General features: G+C 46.8%; 13 protein-coding genes. 4 read left to right on the top strand and 9 right to left on the bottom strand.

Annotation, left to right across the window (positions count from 1 at the left end; all coding sequences use genetic code 11):
* Positions 1 to 41: 41 nt before the first annotated feature.
* From AZI86_RS11345 to AZI86_RS11325, 5 genes are all read right to left on the bottom strand, one after another.
* The gene (locus tag AZI86_RS11345; protein ID WP_061835304.1) at positions 42 to 4,172 is read right to left on the bottom strand and encodes a tail fiber domain-containing protein; all 4,131 of its coding nucleotides are present in this window, start codon (positions 4,170 to 4,172) and stop codon (positions 42 to 44) included.
* Between the two features lie 143 nt (positions 4,173 to 4,315).
* A complete protein-coding gene (locus tag AZI86_RS11340) occupies positions 4,316 to 5,356 on the bottom strand; it encodes a hypothetical protein (protein ID WP_061835303.1) in 1,041 nt (346 codons plus the stop codon).
* Positions 5,353 to 6,129, bottom strand: a complete 777-nt coding sequence (locus tag AZI86_RS11335) for a DUF4423 domain-containing protein (RefSeq protein ID WP_061835302.1) — start codon at positions 6,127 to 6,129, stop codon at positions 5,353 to 5,355. Before AZI86_RS11335 ends, AZI86_RS11340 begins: the two co-directional genes overlap by 4 nt.
* 163 nt (positions 6,130 to 6,292) lie before the next feature.
* Positions 6,293 to 7,642 carry an OmpA family protein gene (locus tag AZI86_RS11330; RefSeq protein WP_061835301.1) on the bottom strand — a complete coding sequence of 450 codons (1,350 nt, stop codon included), beginning with the start codon at positions 7,640 to 7,642 and terminating at the stop codon, positions 6,293 to 6,295.
* Positions 7,643 to 7,900: 258 nt separating this feature from the next.
* Positions 7,901 to 8,329, bottom strand: coding sequence for a hypothetical protein (locus AZI86_RS11325; RefSeq protein WP_061835300.1), 429 nt, complete (start codon positions 8,327 to 8,329; stop codon positions 7,901 to 7,903).
* A 175-nt stretch (positions 8,330 to 8,504) separates the two neighbouring features.
* Between AZI86_RS11325 and AZI86_RS11320 the strand changes: the two genes are divergently transcribed.
* A complete protein-coding gene (locus AZI86_RS11320) occupies positions 8,505 to 9,563 on the top strand; it encodes an alkene reductase (RefSeq protein WP_061835299.1) in 1,059 nt (352 codons plus the stop codon).
* 32 nt (positions 9,564 to 9,595) lie between these two features.
* On the opposite strand, the gene AZI86_RS11315 is transcribed toward AZI86_RS11320, so the two are convergent.
* Positions 9,596 to 13,318, bottom strand: a complete 3,723-nt coding sequence (locus tag AZI86_RS11315) for a beta strand repeat-containing protein (protein WP_216635910.1) — start codon at positions 13,316 to 13,318, stop codon at positions 9,596 to 9,598.
* A 471-nt stretch (positions 13,319 to 13,789) separates the two neighbouring features.
* Between AZI86_RS11315 and AZI86_RS11310 the strand changes: the two genes are divergently transcribed.
* Together AZI86_RS11310 and AZI86_RS11305 are read left to right on the top strand one after the other, a co-directional pair.
* Complete coding sequence (locus AZI86_RS11310) at positions 13,790 to 14,275, top strand: hypothetical protein (protein ID WP_061835297.1); 486 nt, start codon at positions 13,790 to 13,792, stop codon at positions 14,273 to 14,275.
* A gap of 151 nt (positions 14,276 to 14,426) precedes the next feature.
* Positions 14,427 to 15,716 carry an alpha-amylase family glycosyl hydrolase gene (locus AZI86_RS11305; RefSeq protein ID WP_061835296.1) on the top strand — a complete coding sequence of 430 codons (1,290 nt, stop codon included), beginning with the start codon at positions 14,427 to 14,429 and terminating at the stop codon, positions 15,714 to 15,716.
* A 29-nt stretch (positions 15,717 to 15,745) separates the two neighbouring features.
* Here AZI86_RS11305 and AZI86_RS19220 read toward each other — a convergent pair whose 3' ends face one another.
* The 3 genes from AZI86_RS19220 to AZI86_RS11295 all read right to left on the bottom strand — a co-directional run bounded on the left by AZI86_RS19220 (position 15,746) and on the right by AZI86_RS11295 (position 17,098).
* Positions 15,746 to 15,895: a hypothetical protein gene (locus tag AZI86_RS19220; protein WP_157684691.1), complete on the bottom strand. Its 150-nt coding sequence runs from the start codon at positions 15,893 to 15,895 to the stop codon at positions 15,746 to 15,748.
* 99 nt (positions 15,896 to 15,994) lie between these two features.
* A complete protein-coding gene (locus AZI86_RS11300; RefSeq protein WP_081111909.1) occupies positions 15,995 to 16,408 on the bottom strand; it encodes a response regulator in 414 nt (137 codons plus the stop codon).
* Between the two features lie 108 nt (positions 16,409 to 16,516).
* Positions 16,517 to 17,098 carry a hypothetical protein gene (locus AZI86_RS11295; protein WP_061835294.1) on the bottom strand — a complete coding sequence of 194 codons (582 nt, stop codon included), beginning with the start codon at positions 17,096 to 17,098 and terminating at the stop codon, positions 16,517 to 16,519.
* Between the two features lie 241 nt (positions 17,099 to 17,339).
* Here AZI86_RS11295 and AZI86_RS11290 point away from each other — a divergent pair, with 241 nt between their 5' ends.
* Complete coding sequence (locus AZI86_RS11290) at positions 17,340 to 17,525, top strand: hypothetical protein (RefSeq protein ID WP_061835293.1); 186 nt, start codon at positions 17,340 to 17,342, stop codon at positions 17,523 to 17,525.
* Positions 17,526 to 17,656: the final 131 nt, after the last annotated feature.

Raw genomic sequence — 17,656 nt, 5'->3', positions numbered from 1 at the left:
TGAGACCTATTATGTTTAGGGCACATAAACAATACGAGAGTCTATTTGCAGAACGCAGTTTTGCCTAACTCACACAAGGCTTTCTTCATTTCCTTATTATCCTCTTTAAGGGAGGCGATTTCACGTTCTTGCTCTTGAGAGCGACTGAAAAGCTCTTTGATACTTTGAATAATCGGCGCCACTAAATTTGAATAACTCACGGATAAGAAGCCGTCACTATTTTCCTTCACCGCCTCCGGAAATACTTTTTGCACTTCTTGGGCGATAAGACCCATTTGGAGGTCTTGATCCGCGGCCGGGTTTTTCCAGTTGTAAGTGACACCGTTGAGCTGCGTGATTTTATTTAAGGCATCACTGATCGGAGTAATATCTTTTTTAAGTCTGATGTCCGAGGCTTGGCTTAAAGTTCCCGCGATCCACATATTGCCACCGGTGGTGACATACATTTTGTGCTGTCCTGCGAAGTTATCTATGTTAGATACGTCACCGGCGTAACTAAATATTAAGGATGTCCCTGCGCCATTGCTAAACATATTCCAGCCGGATGAAGATCCACTGGCCTCCATCACAAATCCGCCGGTATAGTTATCAGCGACTTGTTTCAGGTGCATGCGGGTTTTGGGTGTGGCCGTACCAAAACCTACGTTCCCAGTTTTAGATAAATTAAGAATAGAATTATTAGTCGTACTGCGCAGTCTAAGAAGCTGATTGGCGCCGGCTAAATAACTGTCGATGACAAAATTATCTTCTCCATTAGTTCCCGGAGCAAATTGTATTTCTCCACCCTCGTTGCCGCCCGTATTTTGACGATTGATTAAAATCGTTCCGTTTCCATTGACCGTACTACCGACGGTCAAAGCCACAGTGGGGGTCGTGTTTCCGATTCCCACAAAGCCGCCAAAATAATTAAGCGCGGAAGTGTCCGAGGCGTAAACCGACCATTTATTGGTTCCTTGGACGTCTCCCACATACAAACCATATGCATTGGTAATGGCGCCGCTGCCAGAGTTGGTGACTGAGGACTGAACACCCATCGCGGTAGTGACGGTGCTTGCAGAAAGATTTTCGATTTCACCTTGAAAACCAGTCGCCGTCGCGACGGCTCCTCCGCCGCTGCGATTTTTAACGCCACTCCAGGAACCCGTGATTTTGTTTATTGCTGGGGAGGTGAGGTTGTTGACATAATTGGCTTGTCCGACAAGTTCGCCAGTGATAGCGGCCGTATTTCCGTTTTCAACCCCATTAAATTGTCCGATAAATCGGCCCGCACTTGAAGTCGTCGGCCAAGCATACATGTAACTAAAGGCGGCGGCGATATCCGTGTTGGCCGTTTCTTGTGAAAGTGATTTCACGGAAAGTTTGTGGGCGGGATTTGTTTCACCAATGCCTACTTTTCCGGAAGCAATGGTCATGTAAGTGGATGTCAGTGCAGAGTTAGTAAAATTAATAACATTGGTGGCGGAATTAAACGCAAGATTACTAGAAGCGTCTTTATAAATATTCCCCGCACTGGTTACGGATAAGCCTAAGTCTGATCGGATTTGTCCCGTCACATGCAAAGGGCTTATAGGCGAGGACGTTCCGATACCGACGTTTCCAGAGGATCTATAAACATTTCCACTAGAAGCCGCCCAAACACCATCAGTCACCGAGGCGGGCAATCGCGCCACATCTAAAGTTCCCGTTGTGATGGCAGAAGCATCTAAGGACCCAATGCCCTGGCACGTAAATGAATCTGTCAGCGAAGACCACGCGACAGTTTGATTGGCAGCACAAGAAGCCACATTAAACGCCGATCCACCGACAGAGTTTTTAATATCACTAAATAAAATATCTTGGCCGGACCACGCCGTGCCGTTGGATTTTAAGAATTTACCGCTGACACCACTGGCCGCCGGTAAACCGGTGATCGCATTGGTTGAAATCGCTGTCACGCGCCCTTTGGCATCGACAGTGATGGCCGGGATAGCTGTGGCACTGCCGTAAGCACCGGCTGTTAATCCACTCACAGTTTCAAGTTTGTTTTGCGTGACCGCGCCATCGGCAAGCTGGGTTGTACCGACACCACCGTTAGCAATCGAAATAGTTCCCGTGGCGGTGATAGGGCCCCCTGTTAAGCCCGTGCCGGTGGCAATATTTGTGACGGTTCCGCTGCCACCACCCGAGGGCCAAGAGCTGATACAAGAACCGCCAATACAAAACTCTGTCGCCTTGACCTTGCCATTGACATCCAATTTTTCTGTGGGGGAAGTAACACCGATCCCGACGTTTCCCGTGGCGGCTGTGGATCCCGTTCCTAAGTTTGTGGCATAGATCATGTTACCGATATTAAGGAAATTATTTGTCGTCACGGCGGGAGTATCAATGTCGTAACCAAGCAAAATATTATAGGACCCTGAGGTGATGGTTTTACCTGCTTGATAACCAACAAGAATATTTCCCGTAGAACCGGATTGCACATCACCAGCACCAGCGCCCAGGATCACGGCATTATTTATGGAACCTGGTGCTTTGGCCGCATTTTTTCCAAGAACTGTATTAAGCGCGCCGGATTTACTTTGCATGGCTGCGTGACCGACAGCGGTATTGGAGTCTCCGGTGCCAGAGCTTCCAAGGCTGTAGCCCCCTAAGGCCGTATTAAAACTGCCGGTGGTGGTGTTTAGCATTGAAGAAGCCCCCACACTCACGTTATCTAATCCCGTTGTGTTAGCCGAAAGGGCATAAGCCCCCATGGCAGAGTTGGAGGTTCCCGAAGTTGTTGCGCTTAAGGCCTTGTATCCCAGAGCTGTGCTCCACCCGGCGGAAGTCGCTACTGAAAGAGTATCCACCCCAACAGCAACATTGTAGGAACCGGTTGTTACAGATGTTGTCGCCCCCGTACCGATGGCCACATTGCTGCGCCCCGTGGTGAGTGACTTTAAGGTGTCAGCTCCAAGTCCGGTGTTAAGACTGGCGTTGTTGACGTTACTTGAATACGCCATGGTCGTATTGCCTGAACCGATGCCGACGAAAATATTTTTTCCCGTTGTGCCAGAGGCTGTGTAGTTGTGGAGCAGTCGAGAAGAACCTTGCAAAATACTTCCGGTGATATTGAGATCTCCGACAACATCCAGCGCAAATGCCGGTGTGGTTGTGCCAATGCCGATGCGTCCACTTGATTGGAAGATCAGAGAGTCCGACAAAGTATTTGTGGCACTAAAATACGGAATGGCGCCCGCAGTTCCGGTGGCTGAAGCCGTTCCTGATGGCAGATCCGCGGAGGACAAGGTGGCGTTCACCCATTGAGAGCCGTTGTATTTTAAAAACTGTCCTGAAGCGGGACTGGTAAATGTCACACCGATGTTTTGGATCTTCGCCACGTTTGGATTTGGATAGGTGCCGGAAAGATCTCCGCCTGCCGTAGCACCTGTTTGCATGGCGTTTGTAATTCGCGAATCATTTCCGGCGGCCAATGTGCCCGCGGTTGTGCCGACATTTGCAGAAATAGAATAGGATCCACTTCCAAGATCTGCCACAGAAAGAGGGCTCGATGCGGCGATAGAGCTCACTCCGCTGCCAGAGCCAGCAGAGGCCAGGGCGCACGAAAGAATTCCGGAGGAAGTAGAAGTTAAAACATAACCCGTTCCACAAGTGGGAATAGAACTTTTTAAAACAAAATCCGCTTCGGTCTTTGTGCCTAACATTGAGCTTGAACCCGATTTGCCGGCGAATGCCGCAAACGGAACCGAGCGGATGATGTTATCCGGAGCAATCAACTTCCATCCGCTTCCATCGTGAAATTGCACGCGTAATAAACGTCCATCGGTCGAAAGCGGCGAGTACGTGGCTCCGCCTTCACAATTTAAAGTGCCCGCATTTTCAAACGCATCTAAAAGATTAAAGCTAGATGAAAGTGGGAAAAGCTTCGTGCCTAAGCCAATAGGAATATCGAAAATCCCGTTCGAATTAGACATGTCGATGCCACTCACTTGTTCACGATAAAGCACGCAAGCCCCATTGGGATTAGTGATGCGAAATTCGAATGAAACGGAATGATACTGTAGCGGCTTATTATCTGACTTTACAATTCGACCTTGATAGCTAAATGTCGTCGGGGCCGCATTTACAAAGCTAATGTAAAACGTGACCAGAATACCAATCCAAAATGTTCCGAGGTTAATCACCGAGTTCATGATCTTCTTATCGGAGAAATCTCGAAGTCGGATAAGGCACTAAACCCTCAAAGGGCGACTAGATGTTTATTAAAATTAAACACGACATGGGAACGACTTAGGTTTTAAAGGGCGGTCGGACCGCCCACCAGAAATTCAAGAGTCTAATTCTTTTTTGCCGTGAATCTTCTTCGAATTGTCTCCTCAATAATAAAGGAGCAGTTCTCAGGTTCCGTGGTAGTAAGTCTAAAACCCATATGTCCCGAAGAAAAGATTTGAATAGAAAGAGCATCTTGGGTTCCCGAAGGAAAATGATAGCTTTCAGCTTTCACGATTTTATCCAAAGCAGAAAGCTCCACATATCCCAAGGGGGCCGTGCCTTTGCTTAAAAAAACAATACACATCTCTTTTAAAGGGCGCGAGTCGCCAAGAATCCCGTTTAAAGAAAACACGGCTCTGTGAGACGAGCTTAATGAGCCCGACTTATCCGACAAAACTACTTGCACATAGCTTCCGGTAAAAGCTCGGAAAAGATCGGAATTGAGTGAAAGACGAAGTTGATTTCGGAACAAGTTCGCGGTGGAAGCACTTTCAAGGGCGGCTTTGTCAAATAATGTGGATGTAATCAGTCTGGCTGTTGCTACACTCACCACAGCCATGCCTTTTTCGTTATAATGAATATCCGTCAAAGAATAAATCGCTTCATGCAGTAGCAGAGCAATTTTATTTTTTGAATCCAGCTTTTGAAACGCGTTACGCTCGACAAGGATTGAATTTATAAAACGATTGGCAATGGAAACCCTTTTGGTTTTATCAATCGGCTTACGAATCTCGTCGGGCTCTAAAAGAACCAGTTTTTCGTTGCTGTAGGACCAGCGGAAATATTCTAAAACCATCATGATATCATCACCCAAATAGGGGTGGCGGGCATTGAGATCGGTGAGTTTTCTTAAGAGCAAATCCCGTTCTTCCGCAGAAAGGTCGAGTTGATCCCAATTTTTTAGGCGAGCCTCAAGAATCGGGTCGCGATCGTTTCCAAACCACGGGGTTTTGTGAAGGTCATAATCGTAAAGATCTCGGGTGTAAATCTGTCCTTCGGACTCGTAGCCTTCACCACCACTTCCCACAAAGACGTAACTGGCGTGGGCGTTGTGAACAGCCAGAAGAAGAATTAGATACGCTAACACCGAAAAAAGAAATTTCATAAACTCTCATTAGATTCGTGAAGGTTCAGTGGCATGAAGCCCACAAGGATTTTAAAGATTTCGTTCTTTTTCTCAGAATGATTCATGATCGCATGCACTCTTTGGTAAAACTGACGAATTTCTTTTTTTACTTCCTCTATCTGACTGGCATCGCCGGTAAAGGTGAGGCTTGTCACATCGCGCGCTTCGGCAGGATCATTTAAAAGTGAATGACGAATAATATCCATGTTCGCCGCATGATGCTGACGGATCACCTCATTTGAAGGACCATCTTGCGTTTTTAATTTATCGGAAGCGGCGGGAAGGCGGACTTTGCCTTGAACTCTTTCTAAGTGGCCTAAGCTGATAAGATTTTCGATGATGTTTAAGACTTCGGTTTCTTCAATTCCTAATTTTTCAGCAAGGACTTTGTTTGACGGGACCGTATCTAGATTCTGAGAAAGTAGAATCGGGATATAGTGAGGACTGGTAAGCATCGAGTTTTGGTCAAACTCTGACAAAGAGGCCGCGGCTTCATGAAGCTTTTTTGAGGCGATAACTTTAAAGTGGTCGATCTTTTCTTGGGTCACCTTGAGGTGTTCTAAACTTTCGATGGCTCGCTCTAATGAAAGACTCCAGTTCGGAGTGCGGTTCAAAATAAAAGACATGGATGTTGGAGAAATATTGGCCGTCTTAGCGAAAGTCCGTAAGGAAAAGCGGCGATTGCGTTTCTTTATATCTTGAAACTGTTTTTCGAGAATATTTTCGAACTGTGTCTGCCAGGCTTCTTTCATGCCCGTAGACTATCCCCCGAGGGACGATAAGTTCAAGTCAAATGACAAAACTTTTTCTAGGATGTTTATGAGTTGTAAACACACTCTTCGAGCGGCGTGTCACAGTCGGAAATACAAAAAAATGGCGAGCTCGAGGGGCGAGCTCGCCGGAGGGATGGGTGAATTATAAAGTTGTGGGCGTTACAATCACGTCTACGCGACGATTTTGCGCACGACCTTCTTTTGTTTTATTTGAAGTCAGCGGTTTGTCAAAACCAACACCCACAGCGGAAACTTTCGCTTCTTCAAGGCCGTTGTTTTCAAGATACTTCGCGACAGAATCCGCGCGAATTTGTGAAAGCTTCATGTTAGCAGCTTTCGTGCCGGTTGAATCTGTATGGCCTTCCACGACAACTTGAGACGCTTTAAGGTCCACAGCAATGTCACGCACTTTAGCCAAAAGATCCATTGAGGATTCCGGCAGATTTGCCGTGCCTGATGGGAACTCCATTTTTTTAAGGCGAATGACTAAGTTATTTCCTTGTTGAAAAACTTCTGCTTCATCTTTGCTAAAACTTTTTTGCGCTTGAGCAATCGAATTTTGCAAAGCGATCGCAGAGTTGGCTTTTTGCAAACGAGCATTTTGGGCCGCCATGTTTTGTGATTGTTGCAAAACTTGACCTTCTAAAGCTTGGCTGGTCGCCTCTGAGCTTTCTAGATTTTTATTTAAAGAACTGATTTTTTGTTCTTGTTCTACCAAACGAGTCGCCGTGCCCTCATCGACTTTTCCATTTTTGGTCGCCGCAAGAACGGAAGTTAGCATCAATGCCGACTCTTTCGATTTCGCGACATCGGCAGAAAAATTTTCTGGCATGTTGCGATTGGCGCGGATTTTATTTTCGGCCGTCGTCATGTCTACTTGCGCTGTTTTTAGAGCGCTCGGAGAATATTTGCGCGCTTTTGCGTCGTCAGCAGCTTTAATACGTGCACGGCTGTCGCCCAATTGGGTTTCTAAAACAGATTCTAGTTCAAGGTTTAGATAATCACGTTGGAATTTCGCGATCTCGTCGACTTTAAGTTTATCAAGTTTTTTTGCTTCCGAACGAAGGTCATCATCGATATCTTTAAGGGCCTCTTTTGTTCTTGGGAAGTTTCGGGCGCCAGCTGCCAATGATTTTTCACGAGCTTCGATGATTTGCGATACTTTGGCGCGTCTTTCTTCGCCTGTTTGAGTCGCTTTATCTAGGTAAGCCTGAGCTTGAGCCACGTCGCCCAAGATTTCTTTTTGATCTTGAGAAGAAGCTAAGTCATCTTGAGCCTCTTTAAGATATTTTTGAGCTTTTTCAAAATCGTCACTTGCCAGGACATCAAGCTGCTTTGCATGGCCCTCGGCGATAGCCGCTTCTAAGCGAGTGATTTCGGTGGTTGGGTTTGACGACGGGTCAATGTCCGCCATTTTTGGTTTTGAAGAACATGCGGCCAATGTGGCAAACACGCACAGAGGCAAAATTCGCGCAGATATTTTGAAGTTCATTTTTTTTCTCCGATGAATTCGCTGAAAAAAGTTTCAGACGTTTTTGTTTTCGTTCGAAATCCTGGTTTGCGATCCACGTGCCACGAGCCTTTTTGGTTTAAAACTGATATATCGCAGTTAAGATTTCTTCATGGGGCTTTTTAGTAATTTGCATAAAGGCGGCGAGGCAAAAGTCGCAGGGCGCGGCCTGGGGTCCTGATAGTAAAAAGGCCCTGATCTAGAGATCAGAGCCTTTGCGTTCTGTTGAGTGACAAAAAATTATCGGCAGCCAGCAGGACGGCAGAAGCGAGAGAAGCGTTCGCATTTATCCATCGCCATTCTTTGAGCCCAACGGGGATCGTTGGCAGTCGCACGGAACATTTCGCCACGGGCGTTGCGAGCAAAACAAGTCACGTATTGTGGAGGACGAGGGCCTGGACGACCTGGGTGACCATAACCCGGTCCACCTGGGCGGCCTGGACGACCCGGACGATCTGGTCCCGGACGGCGTGGCCAGCTCTGAATTTCAGTAGCGCCAAAAACATGCATACCATCTGGTGAAAGCATTTCGATGGCTTCTGGAGACATCGCGCCTTCTTCTTGTTCATAGACGTAAGAGTTGTCGATATTTTCAGTCACAAAATCATTGGCGTAAGAAACTGAGCCCAATAAAGCCATCGACATTGCTGCTAAAACCATTTTCTTCATGAAACCTCTCCTTATGGTTAGTTAAAACTTGGGGACAGTTTTAATAGGGTTCTTAATCATGCGGCAATTTAAGGAGCTGTAATGTGTCAACAGGCAGGAGGGGAGTTTATAATGTAACAATAACTGTTGCAATTAAGCTGAACCCTTGATATCTAAGTGATCATCAGGAGTTTTCATGTCGACATTGTTTGATCCTTTAAAGCTAGGTTCTCTCACTCTTAAAAATAGACTTGTTATGGCCCCGTTAACGCGCTCGCGCGCGGTCGGCGAAGGGCGCATCCCCAACGATCTTATGGTGAAGTACTATGAACAACGCGCATCGGCAGGTTTGATTCTGACTGAAGCCACCGCGGTGACGCCGATGGGCGTAGGCTATGCGCACACGCCCGGAATTTGGTCCAAAGAACAAGTCCAAGGCTGGAAGAAAATCACGGAGGCTGTTCATAAAAAAGGCGGTCTGATCTTTATGCAGTTATGGCATGTGGGACGAATCTCTCATCCGGTATTTTTAAATGGCAAAGAACCTGTGGCGCCTTCCGCGATTAAACCTAAAGGTCATGTCAGCTTAGTAAGACCGATCACGGAATATGTGACCCCGAGAGCTCTTGAAACTGCCGAAGTCAAAGAGATCGTCCAACAATATAAAATCGGTGCCGCCAACGCAAAAGAAGCGGGCTTTGATGGAGTCGAACTTCACGCGGCCAACGGTTATTTGATTGATCAGTTTTTACAAGACAGCACCAATCATCGCACCGATGAATACGGAGGCTCGATTGAAAATCGCGCGAAGTTTTTATTAGAAATCACGGATGCGGTGATTTCCGTGTGGGGTGCTGATAAAGTCGGCGTGCATTTAGCACCTCGCCGTGATTCCCATGATATGGGGGATTCAAACCCAGAAAAAACTTTTGCTTATGCCGCTCAAGAACTGGATAAACGCAAAGTGGCTTTTATCTTCACTCGTGAATACGAAGGGCCCGACAGCATCACGCCGATCATTCGTAAGAACTATCACGGCGTATTGATCGTGAATGAAAAGATGACCAAAGAAAGTGCAGAGAAATTAATATCTAGCAAAGCAGCAGACGCCGTTTCATTCGGAAAACTTTTTATCGCGAATCCGGATCTGCCCGAGCGCTTTAAACAAAATGCTCCGCTCAATGAGCCACAACCTCAGACCTTTTATGCCGAAGGCGAGACGGGCTACACAGATTATCCTTTTTTAAAGCAGTAAATTTTTGCGCGGGAATTGCTTTTCGGAGAATACTACTTAATACAGCAGCGATAAGTTCGTGTTCCCGTGATCGCTTGGTCGGTCATGGTTTCACAACTTCCGTTACCCATCGTGAGGGCAAAATGAGTGCCGCTGATATTGTAGTGTTCATCACTGGCCCATTCGTTATTTCCAGAACTCATGGCGGTAGGTAAACCCGTTTTGCACGCTCGATACCACTGGTCGTTAGAGCACAACGAAGCCACACCACGAGTGGTGGATTCAGCATAACAAGTTGTTTTCGCATTTAAGAACGTCGCGGCTGTTTTTTCTACGGTGCTGATGCAGTAACTGCTTGGCAATCCGGCCGCGCCAATCAAAGTGTATCCGGTCGGGCAGGTGGTGGGGCCGCCAGCGCCGACGGAGTATTCAACCCATCCTGCAGATCCACACATATAAAGTTTGTTATTGGTAGGATCTGATTTAATTCTTCCGTATTCCGCAGCGGCATCACAATCTGTAGCGGCGGGGACACCATTGATTACATCCAGTTGCACATAACCTGTGACGTGCAAGGCACTTTGCGGATTAGGGGTTGCGACCCCCACATTGCCATTAGCAAGCAGAGTCATAGATTCTGCATACGACGAGGATCCATTGGGAACGACCGTTAATATCAGATTCGCACCCGCCGCCGAGGCAGAGTGGTTTTCAGTGGCAACCGAAATCATTCCGGCGCCAGAGTTTGAATTGTGATTACGCATTTGGATGGTTCCTAGGATATCCCCATTTTGGGCGTAGGTGGGGGATGAGTAGGTCCCACGAGATCTCACCGTATAGATGTTAGGACTTGCACTGCTGGATGAGACGTGGTTGTACATGTCGTTCCAATCATTGGCCATGACACCCAAACGCCCGCCCACGACACTGAGTTTTTCAGTCGGCGAGTTCGTTCCGATCCCGACGTTCCCGTTAGAGCCTTTGATGCGCAGGACTTCCACGCCAGTAGCCGAAGAATCCGCCGCTTTAATGGCAAAATCCCCTGACGTGTCGCTTTGACGGATGGACTCAATCGCGGCACTGCCAGCAAATCCACCAGCAACCGTGCTATTAACTAAATTTAGAGTCGTCCCAGTTCCCGCACCACCAAAATTAGAGCGAAGCTCGGCCAAAACGGTTTTGTTCGTATTTCCGCCACCGACCACGTTTAATAAATGAGAAGGCGAGGAGGATCCGATCCCAAAATTTCCGGCGCCCGTTAATGTCGCCATCACGTTGTTACTGCTATTTACGAAATCAAGACCGGCTGTCGAAGACGATGTGCCCATTTTTAATTTTAAGTTGTCCGTGCCAGAGGCAAAACCCAAAACATCAATGGCCATTCCGCCCGTATTTCGTTTCATTTTTAAAAACCGCGCGTTATCTAGCAAGATATCGCCACCACTAATATGAAGTGAAGATTCTGGTGAAGCGGTTCCGATACCCACACTTCCCGTAGATCTATAAACATTTCCGCTGGCCGCGGTCCATTGGGCCGTGGTGACCGATGAGGGAAGGCGCGCGGCATCGATAGTGCCCGTCGTGATGGCGCCCGCATCTAAAGAGCCAATGCCTTGGCAAGTGAATGAATCCGTTAATGAAGACCAAGCGACGGTTTGATTGGCAGCGCACGATCCGACATTAAACGCCGAACCACCGACCGAGTTTTTAATGTCACTAAAAAGAATGTCTTGGCCGGACCACACCGTGCCATTTGATTTCAAAAATTTTCCACTGGCGCCCGAAGCCGTCGGAAGTCCGGTGATGGCATTGGTTGAAATCGCCGTCACACGTCCCTTAGCATCGACTGTTACGGCGGGGATTGCCGTTGCACTGCCGTAAGTGCCGGCCGTTAAGCCGGACACCGTTTCAAGTTTGTTTTGAGTGACAGCACCATCAGCAAGTTCTGTTGTGCCCACACTGCCGGCAGCAAGGCTTCCGCCGCCAGACGGCCAAGAGCTGATACATGAAGCACCGATACAAAACTCGGTGGCTTTGACTTTTCCCGCAACATCTATTTTTTGCGTTGGATTATCAACCCCGAATCCGATATTACCCGAGGAATCCATGCTCAGACGGCGAGCGTTGGCGATCGCATCCCAGATATAAAAAGCTTGTGTGCCCGAACCCGCGGGATCGACCCCGATCGTAAACTGGTCTGTGCCACCGCCACGGAATTTGATTTCACTTTTAAAGTTTCCTGCGCCAAAAGTATTATCTAAGACTAACGCATTTAGATTTGCGGCACCCACGGCACCCGGGTTGCTGGCAAAGCGACCCGACACCATCGTTCCTGTTCCAGTGGACTCCGCATCAACTAGCGCCGCCGGAGAAGTGACCCCAACCCCGATGCGACCGTTGTGCGAGATACGCACTTTTTCGGTGCTCGAGTTTGTGCCATTGGTGGCGGTTTTAAAAATAATATTAGTTCCGGTTTTTGTCGTATCCCAAGCTTCCCCTGGTGAAAGTAAGATCGACGCCCCTTCTTTCCAAGCGGCCCCATCATAACCCATGCCGTTGACATTCAGCAGGTGTTGAGAAGTATTAATAGCAGTGGGGGCGGCCAAGGTTCCTTGGCTTCGATAACCGGTAAAGGTGGGGTTCTCGGTGCCAGAGGCTGTTCTAGCCGCATAGCGACCGCCCACGTCCGTGCCTTCGGCTTTAACAATCACACCCGCGCGATTCGGATGAACGGCGGTGGAAGGTGTGGTGGACTGAATCGTCAAAGACACATCCGGAGAGTTTGTCCCAACGCCCACTTTTCCTGTCGTGCGATACACATTCGTACCGTCACCACTCCAAAAATTTCCGGTGATCGCTGATGTCAGGGCGTCTTGCTTAGAGTTAAAAGTATTCCAATCTGTCGCCGACAAATATCCCGATGTTGAGGCTGAACTTTGACCCATGTCACCCGGAACCCAATTAGTCCCATCAAATTTTAAAAATTTTCCCGTGGTGGGAGCGGTTGAAAAATCAATTCCCACTCCTTTGATTTTAGCAACAGTAGGGTTCGGATAAGTGCCGGCTAAATCTCCGCCGGCGGTCGCGCCAGATTGCAAAGCATTGACGATGCGCGAATCATTACCCGCGGCCAAAGTTCCCGAAGCTGTTCCGACCGTCGCAGAAATTGTGACGTTGCCTGTTCCAGAGACCACAATCGGGCCTGAACCCGCGACACCCGTGATGGTGCCGCCGCCACCGCTGCCAGTTTGATCGGTCACACACTGAAAACCAGTTCCATTAAACGAAAGGACTTGGGTGCCAGAGCACGCCGTGCTAGGTAAAGAGCTCTTCATCACAAAATCCGCGACCGGATGATTACCAAGTTTTTCAGCGGCAAGACTGAATCCTGCAAAAGGGACAGAGCGGATGATCGAATCCGGTGAAATCATACGCCAAGAAGAGCCATCATGAAATTGCACGCGCAAGCGGCGTCCATCATTGACTGCCGGAACGTAAGTCGCGCCGCCATCACAAGTAAAGCTGCCAAGATTATTAAATGCGTCTAATATGGTGAAGCTCGCGGTCAGAGGGAAATTGTGAGAAGCTCCAATCGGCGTATCAAAAATACCGTTGGAGTTAGCCATATTCAGGCCATTGACTTGCTCGCGAAATATAACGCAGGATCCGTTGGGTGAAGTGATTTCAAATTGGAAACTGACACTTGTGTGTTGTAACGGCTGACCATCTGCTTTGACGATACGACCTTGATAACTTAAAGAGGCGGGGGCTGCCATTGTCAGAGATGATCCGAAAAAAACTGTTAGCAAAATGAAAATTCTCATAACCGTACCTACACGTTCTAGAAGGGTTGTACTCTTTTCGGAACTTTGGATTGGTTTCCTTAGTAAGATTGCGAGAAAATCATTAAAATGAGCCACCTAGAGAACCTGACAACGTGAAAACCAATAAAATGCAGCTGGTGAACTTTTAAGCCGCGAAATATGAGTAATAACTAAGATTTTATAAATATGAAAAAGTTTGATTCTATCCGATTGAATCTGCGTGGGTGCGAGAATGTTTTGAAGAAGCAAAAGTAAAAGTGAAAATTGGAAGGTCGTTATTTATTTGGGAATACGTTCCCAGGGTTCAAAAAAGAACTTTTTGTCCCCGAACATTTTCAAATTATTATTCACATACGGACTCGACAGCGTTCGGCCGCGCCGTTATCATACAGGGAGGTGGTCTAAAGGTTCAGGAGGAACGTTGTGGCTGTTAAAATGAATGTTAAAACTTCAGGCAATTGCACGATGATGTCCATCGAAGGCAGCCTGATAGAGCCTGATTCTGAGTTTGAAGGTCTTAATATCAATCCTACTTACGATCTAATTGTCGACCTCGAAGGTCTAAAGCTTATTAACTCCATGGGCGTTCGCCACTTTCATGCATGGAGCTCTGGACTTCAGGCTAGGGAAGTGATTTTTGAAAACTGCCCTCCCATTTTTATTTATCAATTGAACCTTGTGCCTCATTTTTTACCATCCAAAAGCCATATCGAAAGCTTTTTAGTGCCTTATTATTCAGACGGCACGAAAGAAGAAAAATTGGTTCTTTTCAAAAAAGATGTTCACTATAAAAAAGTGGGCGGCAAAGTCGTATTAGAAAAGCCGGAAGTTTTGGATTCTAAAGGCGATGCTATGCAGCCAGATATTATGACCGAAAGATATTTTAATTTCTTAAACGACTATTTTTAAATAAGAAGGTCGAACCGTATTCGTGGTGGCGTTTTCATGATGAATACGAATGAATCCTAAAAAATAAACCAAACCTCGTTGTTTAATATTACTCTTTCTCGTCGTGGCGGTTGTGCTTGACCCTGTAAACGGTCTCTGACTTTATGCCGTCATGTTCAAATTTATTTTCTTTTTCTTCTTTGGTTTTTTATCCTGCCGTGCTTTGGCCTATGATGTGATTTATGGGGTTTCGCCTTATTACTTCACTCAAGGTCGCCCGCTCACGGTGATTTCTGAAATCACGCGACGTCTGCCGGAACTCAAAGATCTGGGTGTGACCGTCTTGTGGGTGCAGCCGATTTTTCCTTCTGCGGAGCCGGGTCAATCTTATGACACCATCGATTTTTTTACGATCAATCCCAGCTATGGAACTGAAGAACAATTTAAAAACTTAATCCGCAATGCCCACGCGTTAAATATCAAAGTCATCTTAGATATCGCTTTGAATCACACACCCTTGCAGCATCCTTTTGCTCAAGAGGTTCTACGAAACGGTAAAGCATCACGCCTTTATGATTTTTATCAGCATGAAATTGAAACGGCCAGCGTGTACTCGCAATTTCAAAATATTCTGATGGTAGATGAAATTCCTTTTGTCTATTACTTCTGGGAAAAGCTAGTGAATCTTAATTACGCCCATCCCGCGGTCCAAAGGTATGCGATTGAAGTGTTAAGGCATTGGACTTTGAAATTTTCCGTTGATGGATTTCGTCTGGATGCTGGTTGGGCACCCGCTTCACGATGGCCGTTATTTTATGAAAGCATTGTCAAAGAGCTAAAAAAGATCAACCCCGAGGCCTTGATCTTAGCGGAAGACAAAGCTTTTTTCGCCGCTGGGCCCTACACGTGGGCTTATGATTGGAACAATCAAGATCCAGACTGGGTGTCGCGATGGGCGTTTCAGACGGGTGAAGGTCACGAAGAAACAATTTTTAATGAAAAGGATCCTGAAGCCGCCGCCCAATATTTAGCCGATATTTTGCGTGAGCAAAAAAATAAAGATGCTTCCCGCGTGGCGCGCTATCTGCAAAATAACGACACACCCAGCTTTTTATTCTCCCACACCCGGGAACAAACGTTCTTTGCGGCCTCCGTGATGGCGTTCCTGCCAGGCCCTCTGTTAATGTTCTATGGTCAAGCGGAGGGTTTCAAGTACCCGCAATGGCATTTGCCTTCCATCCAGCCTGAAATCACCTTGGCGGAGCATGATGCATCACTTTGGTTGCATTATCAAAAATTGATTCGATGGCGAAAAAGTTTGGGAGGGTTTAATACGATCACATCTGTGAAACGAATGGCGGCTCAGGTGCACGTGACAGTTCAGGGATCTCATAAGGTGACGTTTGATTTTGCAAATCAAAAGGTGACGGTCAATGGGATTTCCGCCGGGGGAGCGAACTAGGAGATAAAAACCTCCTAGTTCAGTAATACCTATTCTTCATCCATTTCGTCATTTTTAGTGGTTCTTGCACCACGTTTTGAACTTTGAGATTTTACGGATGACGAAGAAGAGCGAGAAGATGAACTAGATGGTTTTGAAGAGCTTGAAGAACTTCGTCGTGAACTATTTTGTTTTGCCATGATGGCCTCCTTTTTGTTGTAAGCTCATTATGAAATAAAAAAAGACCCGAAAGAAATCTTCTTCCGGGTCCTGTGTGGAAATAAACTTTCACCACTCAACTAAATAAGAGCGAGTGCATTCCCGATGGAACGGAATTTTGAATTAAAAGAACTCTGTTTATCAATCCATCCGGCATATTTAAACTGTCGCAACTCGGGTAGCGTGATTTGCGAGTAATGCGAAGACGTGTAAAGCAGGACAGGCGTCGGGGATTTTTTCCGTGAAGGCGGAACAATTTGTTCTAAGAGCAGCAAGGTTTCTTGTCCACCCATCTTGGGCATTTGCCAATCTAAAATCACGAGGTCAAAGTTTTGACTTTGCAAAAGGGGAATCGCGTCCTGGCCATCAAAAGCCAGGTCCAAATCGCAGTGATAGTGGGAAAGAATGGTCGATAGAAGTCTTATAGAATCAATGCAGTCATCAATGGCCAAAACCTTCGGGGTTGTGGTCGTTGGGTTTAAATCTTGTCGCATCTTTTGCACCTCTTGAGGACTCCATGGTGCGCAAAAGATCAGGCTTGAGCAAGACCGGGAACGAACCTTTTCAAGATTGTCATTCTCCCGGTCTTTGGAAGTGTTTAATTAATTAAGGGGAAGAACCACGGGCTGTAAAAGTCCGCTTAAAGACATTTGATAGATTTCGCCTTTAACCAACGCGCCAGTTTCTTTGTCTGATGAAAACGTCACGGTGCGATTGTATTTCGCACGTAAGCCCGGGAAGCCGGGAAGGCTTGTAGAATATTGATAGCCTCGGAAATCCAAAGTTTTAAATTTTGTTTTCGGCAGTAACGCGATCAAGTTGAATTTCACTTCATCGATCTCAACCGTTTGAAAGATATGAGTCACTAAAGCATCGGCTTCATAACCCTGATCGATAAGCTCGCGAAGTTTGCGTTTATCGTCCTCCGACTTAATCGCAAAGTGTTGGAACTTGCCTTCTTTTTTTAATTGCAATGCATGTTCAACAGTCGCGTCGTCATAAATCAACATGCGGGCTTCTTTGTCGCCAAAAAAGTATTCGCCATGTTTTGGCGCCGAAACGGTTTCCGCTAAGCTCTCCGCTTTTTTCATATCTTGGAAAAGCCAGTTGTAGGCGTCAGCACTTTTCGCAAAAGAAGAAACACTGAGCAACAAGATCGAAGAAATAACGGCCAAAGACTTCATAACAAATCCTTTAAGAGGGGTGTTTTAGAGGGGCCTTTGTATCTCAAGGCAGGCCGGATGGCCAATTCTAAATTGGTAACGGATGTCCTATGAAAATCCATTGAAAGCAATATAGGGTGTAATGGGCTTATAGTAGAGTTGTCTCGCCGCGACATAAGGCCATTGCGGTTATACACCATTCTCAGCCTTGGTCCGCAGGGGAGGCTGGGCGTAAACTAAATGGGTCATATGGAGGTGAATTATGGCTCAAAACCAAGAACATCATCCTAAGCCCTCGCAGACGCACACTCCTGAGGGCCCCCCTGAAGAATATATTAACGATCACAATGATCGCATTCAGCCCCCGCCAGGACCTAAACAGCTTGCCGCACCAAAACCCGGGGTGCTTACAACGATCGGAAAAATTCTTAGCTTTTTACATCGCTAGTTGTGTCCCCAGGCTGCTGTCAAAGAAGTTATCAGGGCGATGACTAAATCTGTTATCGTCTCGATTCGGCACACCCGAGCGTTGCTTTAATGGATTTGGGGCGGTGCCGCTCTTGCTATATCTACCAGTTA

Source organism: Bdellovibrio bacteriovorus (assembly GCF_001592735.1).
GTDB lineage: Bacteria > Bdellovibrionota > Bdellovibrionia > Bdellovibrionales > Bdellovibrionaceae > Bdellovibrio > Bdellovibrio bacteriovorus_D.
This window is presented reverse-complemented; position numbering and strand designations above follow the sequence as displayed.